Consider the following 14590-nt stretch of genomic DNA (forward strand, 5'->3'; position numbering starts at 1 on the left):
CAATCACGAACCGGCCTGGGGAGGGCTGATGAACGGCGCGGCTCCGCTCTTCCGCATGGAAGGCATATCCAAGCGCTATGGCGGCGTGCGCGCCCTGGAAAAGGCCGATCTCACCGTCGCGGCCGGCAGCATCCACGCCATTCTCGGTGAGAACGGCGCCGGCAAATCGACTTTGATCAAGGTCATGGCCGGTGTCGTCGCGCCGGATGAAGGTAGCATGACCCTGGACGGCCGCGAGGTGACATTTGCATCGCCGGCCGCGGCAAACCAGGCCGGCATCGTCTGCATCTTCCAGGAGCTGTCGCTCATTCCGGAGTTGAGCGTCGCCGACAACATCGTCATTTCCGATCCGCCGAAGCGCTTCGGCATGATCGACCGCAAGGCGCAACGGCGCCTCGCGGAACAGGCGCTTGCCCGCGCGGGTGCCGCCGATATTCACCCCCTGGCGCTGATCAAGGACCTGCCGCTCTCGCGCCGACAGATGGTCGAGATCGCCAAGGCGTTGGCCAGGAAGCCGCGCATCCTGATCCTCGACGAAGCGACGTCGGCGCTGACGGCCGCCGATGTCGCGAAGGTCTTCGAGGTGCTGAAGCGGCTGCGCCAGGAAGGGCTGGCGCTGCTCTATATCTCCCACCGAATGAACGAGATCTCCGAGCTTGCCGACCAGTGCACGGTGTTTCGCAATGGCCGCAATGTCGCCAGCTATCGGGCCGGATCGAAGAGCGACAACGAAGTCGTCGAGCTGATGATCGGCCGGGAATACAGCCACATTTTTCCGCCGAAGCCGACCAGGCCCCAGACGCTTTCGGCTCCTGTGCTGGACGCGCGCAACCTGTCCTGGAGCGATAGGCTGGACAATATCTCGCTGTCGGTCGCGGCGGGCGAGGTCGTAGGACTGGGCGGTCTCGACGGCCAGGGCCAGCGTGAGCTGCTGCTGGCGTTCTTCGGCGTTCTGCGAGGGCTTTCCGGGCAGATCCTGGTCGACGGCAAGCCGGTTTCGATTGCCAGCCCTGCAGCCGCCAGCGATGACCGTATCGGCATGGCGCTGATCCCGGAAGACCGCAAGACGGAAGGGCTGATGCTGCCGATGACCGTGCGCGAGAACCTTTCCTTCGCAGCACTCGACAGGCTGTCCAAGGCCGGCGTCATCGACCGTGCCGCCGAGCAGCGGCTGATCGATGACATGGTTGAATTGCTGGCCATCAAGACGGCGGGGCTCGATATCCCTGTCGGCGCGCTGTCCGGCGGCAACCAGCAGAAGGTGGTGATCGCCAAATGGCTGATGCGGCAGCCGCGCATCATTCTGCTCAACGATCCGACGCGCGGCATCGATGTCGGCACCAAGCAGGAGCTCTATCAGCTGATGCGGAAGCTCGCCGACGCCGGCGCCGCGATCCTGTTTTATTCGACCGACTATGACGAGCTGATCGGCTGCTGCGACCGCGTGCTCGTTCTCTATGACGGCGCCATCAAGCGCGAGCTTGTTGGCGCCGATATCACCGAGCATGCGCTGATCGCCAGCGCGCTGAATATCCACGGCGGCAGCGAGCGGGCAGAGCAAGGAGAGGGCGCGTGAAGGATTGGCGCTATTGGCTGGCCGAGCAGCGCGGAACGCTGCTGGCGTTCGCCATCTTCATCGTCATGTTCGCGATCTACAGCGGCAATCATCCAGCCGGCTTCACGGCCAATGTCGTGCAGACCGCGGCGAACAAGGGCGTCCTGCTTGCCTTCGTGGCCATGGCGCAAACTCTGGTGGTAATCACCGCCGGCATCGATCTCTCGGTCGGCATGATCTTCACGCTGACCAATTGCATGGCTTCCTGGCTCGTCATCGGCACGGGCCTCGAGACGGCGTTCGGATTGGTGGCTGTGCTTGGAACCGGGCTCGTCTGCGGGGCAATCAACGGCGCCATCGTGATCTACGGACGCCTGCAGCCGATCGTCGCCACGATAGCCACCGGCGCTGTCTATTTCGGTCTGGCGCTGCTTTTGCGCCCGGTTCCCGGCGGCTCGGTCAACGAGGACGTCGCCGATTTCCTGACAGGGCGCTTCTTCGGCGTCGTGCCGGCAAGCCTTATGGCGCTGTTCGTCGTTGTGCTCGTCGTGTGGGTGCCGTTCCGCCGCTCCGAGCTCGGCCGTGCCGCTTATGCTGCCGGCTCGTCGGAGACGGCAGCCTATATGTCGGGTGTGCCGATCCGCAGGGGCAAGTTCCTTGCCTACACGCTGGCCGGCCTGCTTGCCGCGATCGGCGGCCTGTTCCTTACCTTCTTTACCTATACGGGCGAGGCTGCCTATGCGAGCGGCAATGCCTACACATTGTTCTCGATCGCGGCCGTTGTGCTCGGCGGCGTCTCGCTGTTCGGGGGCAAAGGCAGCGCCATTGGCGCGATCTTCGGGGCGCTCGCCTTCCGCACCATCGGCGACCTGCTGTTCGTCTTCGATTTCGACCCGCTGTGGCAGCCGCTGTTCCAGGGCATTATCCTGTTGATCGCGGTCAGCCTGGGCGCCTTCGCGCTGTTTCGAGTGCGCAACCGGCTGGAGTGGTTCCTGTGAGCGAAACGACGCTTGGCGGCATCGCCAGCCGCATGCCGAAATTCATCCGCCGCGCCGATCCGGCGGTGGCGACCGCCTTTGCCTGCATCGTTATCCTGCTTCTGCTCGGCAGCCTCTATTCGCGCAGTTTTCTGTCGCCGGAATATCTCCTGCAGCAGTTGAAGGTCGCGTCGTTCCTCGGCGTGATTGCCACCGGCATGATGCTGGTAATCCTGCTCGGCCAAATCGACCTCTCCGTGCCGTGGTCGGTGGCGACCGGCGCGATGATGGCCTGTGCCGCTGCGGCCTACGGTCCGGTCGGCGTCGCGCTCGCCATCCCGTTCGGCATTCTGTGCGGGGTCGCGATCGGCATCGTCAACGGCGTCGGCGTGGCGTATCTGCGCATTCCCTCGATGATCATCACTCTAGCCACCAACGCGGTCGCGCAAGGATTGATGGTGGTCTACACGGGCGGGTTCTCGCCGCAGGATTCGGCGACGGCTGCGATGCGCTACCTTGCGACCGGTTTTACCATTCCGGGGGTGCCGAACGCCGTGATCATCTGGGCGCTGATAGGGGCGGCAATGGTCTTCGTGCTGACGCGCACCTCCTTCGGCCGCGCTGTCTACGGCATCGGCAACCGCGAGCGCGCGGCCTATCTTTCCGGCATCGACACGCGCCGGGTGGTGCTGATTGCCTTTGCCGTCTCCGGCGGGCTCTCGGCCTTCGGGGGCGTCCTGCTCGCGGGCTACGCATCGAAGGCCGCGCAGTCGATGGGCGACGCCTATCTGTTGCCGTCGATCGCCGCCGTGGTGCTGGGCGGCACTTCGATCCTCGGCGGCCGCGGCTCCTATCTCGGCACCGTTGCCGGCGTGATCCTGATAACGCTGCTGCAATCGATCCTGTCGGTCATGCAGATGCCGGAGGCGGGGCGGCAGATCATTTACGGCGTCGTGATCGTGGCCATGCTTTTGCTTTATGGCCGTGCGCCGGCAAGCCGCTGATTGTGGATGAAGGACTCGCCAAGGTCGCAGCAGTCGGAGGTTTCATTGACCGACATCCGGTCAGCACCGGCCATTGTCGTGATGGGGGTCGCCGGCTGCGGCAAGACGGTCGTCGGCGAAGCGCTGGCCGAGGCGCTGGGCGCGGTCTTCATCGAGGGCGACCGATTGCATCCACCAAAAAACGTGGCGCGCATGGCGCGCGGCGAGCCGCTGACGGATGCGTTGCGCGAGGGTTGGCTCGATGCCATCGGCGAGCGCATCGCAGCCTCCGTCGGCGCGGGACACAAGGCGGTGGCGGCCTGTTCGGCGCTGAAGCGCAGCTACCGGAACCGGCTGCTCAGCTTTTGCCCCGGCATCGTCTTCCTCTATCTCAAGATCGATCGCGAAACCGCCTGGCGACGGGTGTCGGGGCGCAAAGGCCATTTCATGCCGGCAAGCCTGGTCGACAGCCAGTTCGCGACCCTGGAAGAGCCGGACCCGGACGAACCGGCGGTGACGGCCGATGGCGCGCGGAGCGTCGCCGCGATCCTTAAACAAGCACTGAGCTCAAGCCCCTCGAGCTGAACAGATTCAGGCGACGCATTTTCAGTCTTCGTTCTGATGCATGTCGTTGACCGAAAACCGCTGCGCATTTAAGCGACATGCATTATGCGTCGCCGCCGATCGCGGCTTGATCCTGCTGTCCGGTGAGCCGGTTGGCGCTGGACCAGGCCATCATCTGCTCGGGAAACAGTTTGACCGCTTCCAGCAAATGGTCGCGCTTGAGCAGGATGTAGCCCGCTTGCAGAATGAGGTTCTTGGCTACCACGTCCTTTGCCGGCCGGGATGCAGGCTGGGCAGCGTTGGGCTTCAGTTCGGGACTGACGATCGCCCGGTATTCGCGAAAGGGCACAGTCTCCAGGGTCGACATGCCAAACAGCGCAGCGCCGGCGCGCGCCGCAAAATTCGCCGGCGCCGATGCGAGGTGGGTCCAGCCACGCTCGCCCATGGCGCTCTCGGTGAAGGTGGACCCCGCGTAGATGGTGTTGGTCATCAGCACGACGCCGTTCTCCTTCAGCGTCTTCTGGATGCGCGCCGTAACTTGGTAGGCGTCGGCGCGCTCGAAGACGATGCGGCTCTTCAGAAACCCGTTTTCGACCTCGACCAGTGGCCTGTTGATCACATGCAGGCCGAATTTGCTTTCCGAAAAGCCGTGGAAGTTGACGCTCACCTGGTGCGCTTCGATGCCGGCTTCGAAGAGGGCGCGCTTGCCCATGATGGTCTGGGCGATGAACTGATCGCACCAGACGATGGCGCCGCGGCCGCGCTGCAAGGCCTCGCGCAAGCCGTCGATGCCTTCCAGCCGGATTGCCGGCGACCAGCGCCTGCCAGGCACCAGATGAGCGGCAAGCATCAGGCGGCGGCGATGCGCGGCGGCGAGATGGCCCCTGAAAAGGCTTCGCGTGTCGGCGTCATCGCCAAGCACCGCTTTGATCGCCACGTCATAGCGCGCGAAATCCTTGCGAAAGTGACGCTTGCGTCGAAGCGTCGAAACCCAATCGCAGATCGGCGCCCACCAGGCGACCGGCAGCACCGCCGCCACGCCGAGATAGAACAAGCAAAGCAGGCTTTCGCGCAGATCCTTGTTGGAGACGCTGCGCAACTTGCCGGGGCGGAGGAGCTTGCGGCTGAAGAAGCGGACGGTCTCGCCGCGCTCCGGCACTGCCACGTCGGCAATGATCTCGGTGTGATAGATGCTGGGGGATGACGGTTGCCGGTTGGCCCTGCGGGACTTGCCAAGCCAAGGCAGCTTCATGCGTCAGATACCCCCAAACCTTTGATCCATCCGCCAGTCGATTTACAGCGTCTGTCGCGGACAGACAACCAACGGCGAGACGGCGCGGCTGAGTGGTCAGATCTGGGAAGTGAGTTCGACCGGGAAATCGTCGTTGTCGGCGTCGCGCATGGCGGCGAGGCTGCGGTTGTCGAGCACCTCGGCGATCGCCTGGCGCACTTCCAGCATCATGTGGCGGACCTGGCACGTCGCCTCGTCGCAGTCCTCGCAGCGCTGATATTGCGTGCGGCTGGCGCAAGGGATCGGCGCCAGCGGCCCGTCGAGCACGCGCACGACATGGCCGATCTTGATCTCGGAAGCAGGCCTAGCGAGGCGATAGCCGCCTTCCTTGCCCTTGCGGCTCTGGACGAAGCCGGCATTGCGCAATTCGCCCAGGATGGCGTCCAGGAACTTCTTCGGGATGTTGTTTGCGACCGCTATGTCGTTGACGAATGCAAGCTGGCCAGCCGGCAGGCCGGAAAGATGCACGAGGGCCTTGAGGCCGTATTTGCCTTTTTTGGTCAGCATGCCCGATTCAGTTTATCAAACCCCAATCGCCTGCATCTGGCGGTTGTTTGTGTGCAAATCATGACAGTTTGTCCGCGCAACCGGTTTGGCACAACAATTCGTCGCCACAGGTTTAGGCACAAACGCGTTGATTCTTCGTAACGTTTTTCACATTGGCCGCGTTGATTTCGCCGGCAAAGTGATGCCGGCTCCAGATATGAAGAAAGCCGGCAATGCCGGCTTTCCACTTCTTCCGATTGTAAGCGCTAGCGGCTGCCATAGGCCTGGTCGAGCAAGCCGCCTGCCGCGAAATGCTCTTTCTGCACCCTGTCCCAGCCACCGAAGACCTCGTCCACCGTCAACAGGCGCACGTCGGGAAACTCGGCCTTGTATTTGGCGGCGACTGCTGCGTCGCGGGCCCGCAGGCCGTTGCGGGCGGCAATATCCTGGCCCTCCGGCGAATAGAGGAAGTCGAGATAGGTCTTGGCGAGATCGCGGCTGCCGTGCTCGTCGGCGATCTTATCGACGATCGCCACCGGGAATTCGGCCAGCAGGCTGACTGAAGGCGTGACCTGCTCGAACTTGTCGTCGCCATATTCCTTGCGGATGCCGCGTGTTTCCGATTCGAAGGTGATCAGCACGTCGCCGATCTCGCGCTGCACGAAGGTGGTGGTGGCGGCGCGGCCGCCGGTGTCGAAGATCGGCACGTTGGCGAACAGCTTGGCCATGAACTCCTTCACCTTGGCGTCGTCGCCTTTGAAGGCCTCCTTGGCGTAAGCGGTGGCAGCAAGATAGGTGTAGCGCGCATTGCCTGATGTCTTCGGGTTGGGGAAGATCACCTGCACGTCATGGCGCACCAGATCGTTCCAGTCCTTGATGTGCTTGGGATTACCGGCACGAACAAGGAAGGACGGCAGCGAATAGAAGGGCGATGCATTGTCTGGGAAATCCTTCTGCCAGTCCGCCGAGATCAGACCCCTCTTAACCAGGAAATCGACGTCGGTGACCTGGTTGAAGGTGACGACGTCGGCCGCCAAGCCTTCCGCGATGGCACGAGCCTGCGCCGAGGTTCCGGCGTGGGACTGATCGACGGTCACGCCGGGATGCTCGGCGATGAAAGCCTTGTTGATGTCGGCAAACAATTCGCGGCCAACGTCGTAGGAGGCATTCAGCAGCTTGTCGGCCGACCAGGCTTGGGAGGACGCGAGGACGACGAAGCCGGCAAGCGTGGCAATACCCAGCAATAAGCGCTTCATGAAAACGGTCCTCCTCTAGAACAATCAGAACTATGGTGTGACCATAGAAAGGAAAGCCTGGCAACGCGAGGCGCGCGGTCCGGGGGACCCACGAGCAGCGGGAAAATCTCCCGCTCGAACAGCCGCTTGGTAGGATTTTCTTCCAACCTGATTCTTCGGGCGCCACTGCTGGGGCGGAAGTGGCAGGCGGCAAATAGGTCAGGAGGCCGGGAAGAGCTTCCAGCGCGTTGGCCTGAAGGCCACCCGGCTCTTCTGTGCCGCCGGATGGTCGACCGGCAGCTCGATCTCGACGCGCTGGCGCTCGCCGCCGATCTCGAGCTCGACCCGCCTTGTGCCGGCGACGCGGCGGCTGGCGGCGACCGTCCCGGCAATGCACCCGCTGCAGCCGTCGAGCAGCTCGACATCGTGCGGACGAAAGTAGAGCAGGGCCTCTCCGGACGGCGCATGCGGCGCCTGCAGGCCGACCGGTCGGTCGGCGAGCCAAATCTCGCCATTGTCGACCTTGACCGGCAGCGAGCTCGATTCGCCGATGAAGCTGTAGACGAAAGGCGAGTTCGGCGTGTCGTAGATCTCGTCGGCCGAGCCGACCTGCTCGATGCGACCCTGGCTCATGACGACGACGCGATCGGCGAGTTCGAGCGCCTCCTCCTGGTCGTGGGTAACGAAGACCGTGGTGTGGCCGGTGGCGTCATGAATTTCGCGCAGCCAGCGGCGCAGCTCGCGGCGCACCTGCGCGTCGAGGGCGCCGAACGGCTCGTCGAGCAAAAGCACCTTGGGCTCGATGGCCATGGCGCGGGCGAGCGCGACGCGCTGGCGCTGGCCGCCGGAAAGCTGCGCCGGATAGCGCTTTTCCAGCCCCGACAGCTGGACGAGGTCGAGGAGTTCCGAGGCGCGGCGGCGGATCTCCTGCGCCGAGGGACGTGCGGCGCCATGCCGGACCTTGAGGCCGAAGCCGATATTGTCGGCAACCGTCATGTGGCGGAACAGAGCGTAATGCTGGAACACGAAGCCGACATTGCGCTCCTGGATCGACTTCTGCGAGGCATCCTCTTCGCCGAAGAAGATGGCTCCCTTGGTCGGCCGCTCCAGGCCGGCGATCAGGCGGAGCAGCGTCGTCTTGCCGGAACCGGATGGCCCGAGCAGCGCGATAAGCTCGCCCGACCTGATGTCGAGCGAAACGTCGTGGAGCGCCGGAAACCGCTCGAACTCCTTGCGCACGTTGACAACGCGAACTTCCATACAGATCCCTCAATCAGTTGATGCATGCTACGCGGTTTCGGGCGGCATGCATCTAATGTCCGCGCGTCGCGGCAATCTCGGCGCCGTAGCGCATCTCTAGAAGTGTTTTCAAGACCAGCGTCACCAACGCCAGGCCGGCAAGCAGCGAAGCGACCGCGAAGGCGCCGACGGCGTTATACTCATTGTAGAGAATTTCCACATGCAGCGGCATGGTGTTGGTGAGGCCGCGAATATGACCCGAGACCACCGACACGGCGCCGAACTCGCCCATGGCGCGCGCGTTGCAGAGAAGCACGCCGTAGAGCAGGCCCCATTTGACGTTGGGCAGCGTCACATACCAGAAGGCCTGCCAGCCATTGGCGCCGAGCGACAGGGCCGCCTCCTCGTCGCCATTGCCCTGTTCCTGCATCAGCGGGATCAGTTCGCGGGCGACGAAGGGGAAGGTGACGAAGATGGTGGCGAGCACAATGCCCGGCACGGCGAACAGAATGACGATGCCATGCGCCTTCAGCCACGCGCCGAGCAGGCCTTGCGCCCCGAAGAGGAGCACATAAACCAGGCCGGAGATGACGGGCGACACCGAGAACGGCAGGTCGATGAGGGTGGTCAGAAACGCCTTGCCCTTGAACTCGAACTTGGCGATCGCCCAGGCAGCCGAGATGCCGAAAATGACGTTGAGCGGCACGGAGATCGCCGCCACCAGCAGCGTCAGGCGGATCGCCGAGCGCGTGTCGGGGCTGGTAAGCGCCTCCGTGTAGGCGCCGATGCCCTTGGTAAGCGCCTCGTGGAAAACGACGATCAGCGGCAGAAGCAGGAAGACGGCGAGGAAGGCGAGGGCTATCCCCATCGCCACCCAGCGCACCGGCCGGCTTTCGGTCACCGCGGCCGACTGGCTTTCGTGATGCGGTCCGTAGGATTTGATCTCGGGATCAGCCATAGCGCTTGCGGCTCCATGTCTGGACGAGGTTGACGACCAAAAGCATCACGAAGGACAGCGCCAGCATGATCGCGGCGATCGCGGTCGCCGCCTCGTAATTGTATTCCTCGAGCCTGATGACGATGAGGAGCGGCGCGATCTCGGACTTGAAAGGCAGGTTGCCGGCGATGAAGATGACCGAGCCGTATTCGCCGACACCGCGCGCGAACGCGAGCGAAAATCCGGTGACGATGGCCGGGGCCAGCCCCGGGAAAAGCACGCGGGTGATAATCTGGAAGCGATTGGCGCCAAGCGTTGCGGCAGCTTCCTCGACCTCCCTGTCGAGCTCCTCCATGATCGGCTGGACGGTACGCACCACGAAGGGCAGGCCGATGAACACCAAGGCGATGACTATGCCGAGCGGGGTGTAGGCGACCTTGATGCCGAGCGGCATAAGAAGCTGGCCGATCCAGCCATTCGGCGCATAGAGCGTGGTGAGCGCGATACCGGCGACTGCGGTGGGCAAGGCGAAGGGCAGGTCAACCATCGCATCGGCGATGCGGCGGCCGGGGAAGCGGTAGCGGACCAGCACCCAGGCCACGATGGTGCCGAAGACGACGTTGATCGCGGCGGCCAGGAAGGCGGTGCCGAAGCTGATCTTCAGCGCGTTGAGAGTGCGCCGGTCGACGGCGATCGCCCAGAAGTCGGTCCAGCCGAGGGCGGCCGAACGCCAGACCAGCCCCGAAAGCGGGATGAGGATGATGAGCGTGAGGTAGGCAAGCGAGAAGCCGAGCGTCAATCCGAAGCCCGGAATGACACTCGGCTGTCTGAACCGCCACCCCGCCTTGGCGGGTGCTGTGGTCATGCTGTTCTGGATCGTCCCTTCTTACTCAGACCAGATTGCCCTTCGCCTTGGCTCGGGCACTCGTACAATAGACCCAATCAGGTTTCATCCGGCCTATGGCCACCATGCTTCATTGGGCGGGCTTGTAAATCTGGTCGAATATACCACCGTCGCCGAAATGATAAGGCTGCGCCTTCTTCCAACCGCCGAATTGCGGATCGTCGATGGTGACAAGCTTGATCGCCGGTAGCTTGGCGAGATCCTCGGCAGGCACCAGGTCGGGCTTGGCCGGGCGATAGTGGTTCTTGGCGATGATGGTCTGGGCTTCCTTCGAATAGAGCCAGCTCAGATAAGCCTCGGCAACCTTGCGGGTACCCTTGGCGTCGACATTGGCGTCGACGACGGCGACCGGCGGCTCGGCCAGGATCGAGGTCGGCGGGTAGACGATGTCGAAATTGTCGGCGCCGAATTCGTCGAGCGCGAGATAGGCCTCGTTCTCCCAGGCGATCAGCACGTCGCCCAGCCCCTTCTGTGCGAAGGTCACCGTCGAGCCGCGGGCGCCGGTATCGAGCACCGGGACATTGGAATACAGCTTGCCGACAAACTCCTTGGTCTTGGCTTCGTCATTGCCGTCATTGGCATTTGCATAGGCCCAGGCGGCAAGGTAGTTCCAGCGCGCGCCGCCGGAGGTCTTCGGGTTCGGCGTGATCACCTGGACGCCGTCCTTCACCAGATCGTTCCAGTCATGGATATCCTTGGGATTGCCCTTGCGCACCAAGAAGATGATGGTCGAGGTGTAGGGGGCCGAGTTGTTCTCGAACTTCGTGCGCCAGTCCGGATTGATCTTCTTCGTCTTCGCGGCGATGGCGTTGATGTCGCCTTCGAGCGCGAGCGTCACGATGTCGGCGTCGAGACCGTCGATGACGGCTCGCGCCTGGGCGCCGGATCCGCCATGTGACTGCTGGATGGTGACGGTTTCGCCGGTCTCTGCCTTCCAGTGCGCGGCGAAGGCCTCGTCATAGGCTTTATAGAGTTCACGTGTCGGGTCGTAGGACACATTCAGAATGGTAGTATCGGCAAACGCGAAACCGAGCGTGCCGAACTGGACAGATGTGGCGACCAGGGCGCCGAGCAGTTTCCTGAAATGAGGGTTGGTCATTTCCGCCTCCGTTGAACGGCACGAACTCTAGCGAATTTGTAGAAATTAGATGCATTGAATGTTGCCTTTTTCACCTCCTTGCAGCAATTTTTCGCCGAGGAGCGGCCAGTCGAGGAAATATCTTCCTCACCCGGCAGCGTGGCTCCTCGTCAGCGGGCCTAATTAGAACCGGCCGCGGTCAGGGCAAGTCTCGTGGCCTAGAGCCGGATGATTTCAGGTCGAATTGGCCTGAAATCTGAATTCGGCTCTAAATCAAAGAGATAGAGCATGATGTCGTCCGAAAACCGCTTCACACTTTTCGGCATCATGCTCTAGTCGGCGGTCACCGGAAAATCGAAGCGCTGCTTTGGGAACGGCTCGTCGGCGAGCGTGAAATGCCACCATTCGCGTGCATAGTTGCGGAAGCCGGCGGCGCGCATGGCCGAAAGCAGCATCGTGCGGTTTGCTGCCGCTTGGGCGGGCAGGGGCCGGTGGGCCGTCTCGCTCGCCGGATCGAAACAGTCGAATCCGGTGCCGAAGTCGAGCGTGCCGGCGTCGGTCGCGCCGCAGGCCGGATGAGCCGCGCTTTCCTCGTCAAGCTCAGCGATGGCGAGGTCAACGGTCGAGCCGCGCGAGTGGCTGGACAGCTCGCCGACATAGCCCTTGGCGATGAGGTCGCCGCGCTCGACCTTCGGATACCACTGCAGGTCGGGCGGGCCGCCTTCCCTTGTCCACCTGCCAATGTCGGCGACGGCCCGCGCCGGACGATAACAGTCGAAGGCGATCAGGGTGAGACCTTTGGTCGTCATTGCTTTCTGAACGCCGGACAGCGCTTTCGCCGCCCGCGCGGTCAGGATGCAGACCGGTGCTTCGTAGCCGTCGACCCTCCGGTGCAGGAAGTTTTCGGGGCCGGCATAGCGGATGTCCTGGCGAATGGTCGGATCGACATCGGCGAGCCGGACGAAGCCCGCGGGCAGGGGATCGGCGTGGGCGGGGAAGGCAGACAGGAGAGCCAGTGCTGGGAGGATCACAGTTGCTCCCGGTGAAGGACGGAGGGAGGCCAGAGAGGGATGCTTCGCGGCAAGCCTCGAGAGAAGTGCCTTTCGACCCTTGAAAGGGGCAACGCGCCGAATCGCTTGCCGCATTCTATTCAACGAAAACCTTCACGCTGGCCGCACGCCCGGCGGCGTCGATAACGGTGAGCGTGGAATAGCCGGCGCCGTCGGGCTGCCAGGTCGCGGTGCGGCGGCGGTCGATGCCGGCGAGCGGCTTGCCGTTGGCCAGCCAGCGGAACGGCGCGCGGCCGCCCTGCAGCTTCAGCACCAGCGGCGAAGCGTCCGCCGAATTGGTGCCGAGGTCGACGCGCGCGCCGTCGGGCGGGAAGACGATGGTGGGCGCCGGCTCCGTCGGCGTTGCCTGCACCAGCCCGTCGGAGCCGGCGCCGAAGCGGGCGAGCGTCACGGGCAGTTCCTCGCGTTTGGGATTGAAGACGCCCGGCGGCCGGCCGGGCAGCGGGACGCTCGCCAGACCGGAGCGAACAAAGCCTTCGAACAGGATGGGTGCGGCCGAGACATAGCCGGACAGGCCGGGTGCCGGGCCGGCGTCGGCACGGCCGACCCAGACGCCAAGCACATAGCGGCCGTCGAAGCCGACCGACCAGGCATCGCGATAGCCATAGGAGGTGCCGGTCTTGTAGGCGATGCCGCGCTGGGCCGCACCTTCGGGCGGTTTCACGCCGGACAGGATGTCGTCGATCTGCCAGGCGGCCTGATCGTCGAGGATGGTGGCGGTGATGCGCTCGGCATTGGCCGGTTCGGTGCCGTCATGCAGCGTGTGCATCTTGCCGCCATTAGCGAGGCCGGTATACAGCTGCACCAGGTCGCGCAAAGTCACGCCGGCGCCGCCGAGGCCGATCGCCAGCCCGGGCGCCTCGTTAAGTGGCAGGACCAGGTTGACGCCGGCCTGGCGGAAGCGCGCCGTGAGCCGCGCCGGACCAACCGCGTCCAGCACCCGGATCGCCGGCACGTTGAGCGACAGCTGCAACGCCTGCCTGATGCTGACGTCGCCCTGGTAGCCCATGTCGAAATTCTTCGGCCGGTAGCCGCCGAAGTCGGCGGGGCTGTCCTCGATGATCGTCTCCTGCGCCACCAGGCCTTGCTCGAAGGCAAGCCCATAGATGAACGGCTTCAGCGTCGAGCCGGGCGAGCGCACTACTTTCGTCATGTCGATCCAGCCGGATCGGCTGGCGTCGAAGAAATCGGCTGAGCCGACTTCGCCAAGAATGTCGCCGGTGCGGGCATCGGCCATAACCATGGCGACGGACAGCTTTGGGCCGAGCTTCCTTGCGGCCTCTTTCGCCACCTGCTCCAGCCCTTGCTGAACACTGCGGCGGATGGTGAGTTGCAGCGGCTTGCCGGGTTCAGCCTTGGGCAGCATGGCGTAGGAAGCATGCGCGGCCAATGCCGGCAGCTTGCGGCGCAGGCCGGAGACGTCGTCGAGCGCGGCGCGCGCTGCCTCTCGTTCGCTGAGCAGACCGGCCGAGACCATTCGGGTGAGCACGCGGTCGCGCGCGACATGCGCGATGCCGAGGTTGCGATCGGGCCGGCGCTTTTCCGGCAACTGCGGCAGCGCGACCAGAAGGGCTGCTTCCGACACGGTCAGCCGCTTCGGCTCCTTGCCGAAATAGGCGAGCGAGGCGGCGCGCACGCCTTCGAGGTTGCCGCCATAGGGTGCCAGCGTCAGGTAGCGCTCGAGGATCTCTCGCTTGGACAACCGTCGCTCGATCTGGATGGCGCGCAGGATCTGCCTGGCCTTGGAGGCGAGGCTGCGGCTGTCGCGCGGCTCGATCAGACGGGCAAGCTGCATCGAGAGCGTCGAGCCGCCGGAAACGATGTGCCCGCTGGTAGCGAACTGCCCGGCGGCGCGGCAGAGCGCCAGCAGGTCGATGCCACGGTGGTCCCAGAAGCGCTTGTCTTCATAGGCGACCAGCATGTCGACGAACTGCTTGTCGACCTCATCGAGTCGAGTCTCCAGCCGCCAGTAGCCGTCCGGTGTGGCGAAGGCGCGCAGCAGCTGGCCGTCGCGGTCCCGCACTTCGGTGGAGACCGTCAGCGTCGCCGGCAGCGGCGGTGGGAAAGCGCGGTCGAGCTCCCGGAGAGCGGCGACGGAAAGGGCAAGAACGGCGGCACAGGAAGCTGCCGTTATGGCAGCGCGGCGCAAGGATTTTTTTGAGAGCATGGCGCCCCCCCTCATTGCCCTGCCGGGTGTCCAGCCGATAGATGGGTAACACTTTGAACCGGATACATGGGTTACAGTTTTCCCCCTGAGTTGCTGTCCGCCGC

Annotated in this window: 13 protein-coding genes; 4 read left to right on the forward strand and 9 right to left on the reverse strand. The window is 64.0% G+C overall.

All coding sequences use genetic code 11. The annotated features are described in order from the left end of the window. The first annotated feature begins 28 nt into the window (after nt 1-28). The 4 genes from CK220_RS19020 to CK220_RS19035 all read left to right on the forward strand — a co-directional run bounded on the left by CK220_RS19020 (nt 29) and on the right by CK220_RS19035 (nt 4100). Nucleotides 29-1576, forward strand: coding sequence for a sugar ABC transporter ATP-binding protein (locus CK220_RS19020; protein WP_095812992.1), 1548 nt, complete (start codon nt 29-31; stop codon nt 1574-1576). Continuing rightward, nucleotides 1573-2553 (forward strand): ABC transporter permease, encoded by a 981-nt coding sequence (locus CK220_RS19025; RefSeq protein ID WP_066990536.1) that lies wholly within the window; start codon nt 1573-1575, stop codon nt 2551-2553. The genes CK220_RS19020 and CK220_RS19025 overlap by 4 nt, the downstream gene beginning before the upstream one ends. After that, on the forward strand, nt 2550-3536 hold the full coding sequence (locus CK220_RS19030; RefSeq protein ID WP_095812993.1) for an ABC transporter permease: 987 nt from the start codon (nt 2550-2552) through the stop codon (nt 3534-3536). The genes CK220_RS19025 and CK220_RS19030 overlap by 4 nt, the downstream gene beginning before the upstream one ends. Nucleotides 3537-3617: 81 nt before the next feature. Next, on the forward strand, nt 3618-4100 hold the full coding sequence (locus CK220_RS19035) for a gluconokinase (RefSeq protein WP_095813022.1): 483 nt from the start codon (nt 3618-3620) through the stop codon (nt 4098-4100). An 82-nt stretch (nt 4101-4182) separates the two neighbouring features. Here CK220_RS19035 and CK220_RS19040 read toward each other — a convergent pair whose 3' ends face one another. The 9 genes from CK220_RS19040 to pbpC form a co-directional block, all read right to left on the reverse strand. Beyond that, entirely contained in the window at nt 4183-5331 is a 1149-nt protein-coding gene (locus tag CK220_RS19040; protein WP_095812994.1) for a hypothetical protein, read from the reverse strand. A 96-nt stretch (nt 5332-5427) separates the two neighbouring features. Then, complete coding sequence (locus CK220_RS19045) at nt 5428-5877, reverse strand: Rrf2 family transcriptional regulator (protein WP_013530871.1); 450 nt, start codon at nt 5875-5877, stop codon at nt 5428-5430. Between the two features lie 245 nt (nt 5878-6122). Beyond that, entirely contained in the window at nt 6123-7112 is a 990-nt protein-coding gene (locus CK220_RS19050) for a sulfate ABC transporter substrate-binding protein (protein WP_095812995.1), read from the reverse strand. A gap of 198 nt (nt 7113-7310) precedes the next feature. Next, nucleotides 7311-8351 (reverse strand): sulfate/molybdate ABC transporter ATP-binding protein, encoded by a 1041-nt coding sequence (locus CK220_RS19055; RefSeq protein ID WP_095812996.1) that lies wholly within the window; start codon nt 8349-8351, stop codon nt 7311-7313. A gap of 52 nt (nt 8352-8403) precedes the next feature. Continuing rightward, entirely contained in the window at nt 8404-9288 is an 885-nt protein-coding gene (gene cysW / locus CK220_RS19060) for a sulfate ABC transporter permease subunit CysW (protein ID WP_095812997.1), read from the reverse strand. Then, complete coding sequence (gene cysT / locus CK220_RS19065; RefSeq protein WP_095812998.1) at nt 9281-10132, reverse strand: sulfate ABC transporter permease subunit CysT; 852 nt, start codon at nt 10130-10132, stop codon at nt 9281-9283. Before cysT ends, cysW begins: the two co-directional genes overlap by 8 nt. A 109-nt stretch (nt 10133-10241) precedes the next feature. Further along, nucleotides 10242-11270: a sulfate ABC transporter substrate-binding protein gene (locus CK220_RS19070; protein WP_095812999.1), complete on the reverse strand. Its 1029-nt coding sequence runs from the start codon at nt 11268-11270 to the stop codon at nt 10242-10244. A 311-nt stretch (nt 11271-11581) separates the two neighbouring features. Further along, entirely contained in the window at nt 11582-12280 is a 699-nt protein-coding gene (locus CK220_RS19075) for a M15 family metallopeptidase (protein ID WP_245429269.1), read from the reverse strand. A 115-nt stretch (nt 12281-12395) separates the two neighbouring features. Then, on the reverse strand, nt 12396-14486 hold the full coding sequence (gene pbpC / locus CK220_RS19080) for a penicillin-binding protein 1C (protein ID WP_245429270.1): 2091 nt from the start codon (nt 14484-14486) through the stop codon (nt 12396-12398). Nucleotides 14487-14590: the final 104 nt, after the last annotated feature.

It is taken from the genome of Mesorhizobium sp. WSM3860 (genome assembly GCF_002294995.1).
Classification (GTDB): domain Bacteria; phylum Pseudomonadota; class Alphaproteobacteria; order Rhizobiales; family Rhizobiaceae; genus Mesorhizobium.

What these genes read in the sequence shown, in the direction of transcription:
- CK220_RS19020 (WP_095812992.1), top strand. Translation starts at nt 29, where the DNA reads ATGAACGGCGCGGCTCCGCTCTTCCGCATGGAAGGCATATCCAAGCGC.
- CK220_RS19035 (WP_095813022.1), top strand. Translation starts at nt 3,618, where the DNA reads ATGGGGGTCGCCGGCTGCGGCAAGACGGTCGTCGGCGAAGCGCTGGCC.
- CK220_RS19040 (WP_095812994.1), bottom strand. Translation starts at nt 5,331, where the DNA reads ATGAAGCTGCCTTGGCTTGGCAAGTCCCGCAGGGCCAACCGGCAACCG.
- CK220_RS19045 (WP_013530871.1), bottom strand. Translation starts at nt 5,877, where the DNA reads ATGCTGACCAAAAAAGGCAAATACGGCCTCAAGGCCCTCGTGCATCTT.
- CK220_RS19050 (WP_095812995.1), bottom strand. Translation starts at nt 7,112, where the DNA reads ATGAAGCGCTTATTGCTGGGTATTGCCACGCTTGCCGGCTTCGTCGTC.
- CK220_RS19055 (WP_095812996.1), bottom strand. Translation starts at nt 8,351, where the DNA reads ATGGAAGTTCGCGTTGTCAACGTGCGCAAGGAGTTCGAGCGGTTTCCG.
- cysW (WP_095812997.1), bottom strand. Translation starts at nt 9,288, where the DNA reads ATGGCTGATCCCGAGATCAAATCCTACGGACCGCATCACGAAAGCCAG.
- cysT (WP_095812998.1), bottom strand. Translation starts at nt 10,132, where the DNA reads ATGACCACAGCACCCGCCAAGGCGGGGTGGCGGTTCAGACAGCCGAGT.
- CK220_RS19070 (WP_095812999.1), bottom strand. Translation starts at nt 11,270, where the DNA reads ATGACCAACCCTCATTTCAGGAAACTGCTCGGCGCCCTGGTCGCCACA.
- pbpC (WP_245429270.1), bottom strand. Translation starts at nt 14,486, where the DNA reads ATGCTCTCAAAAAAATCCTTGCGCCGCGCTGCCATAACGGCAGCTTCC.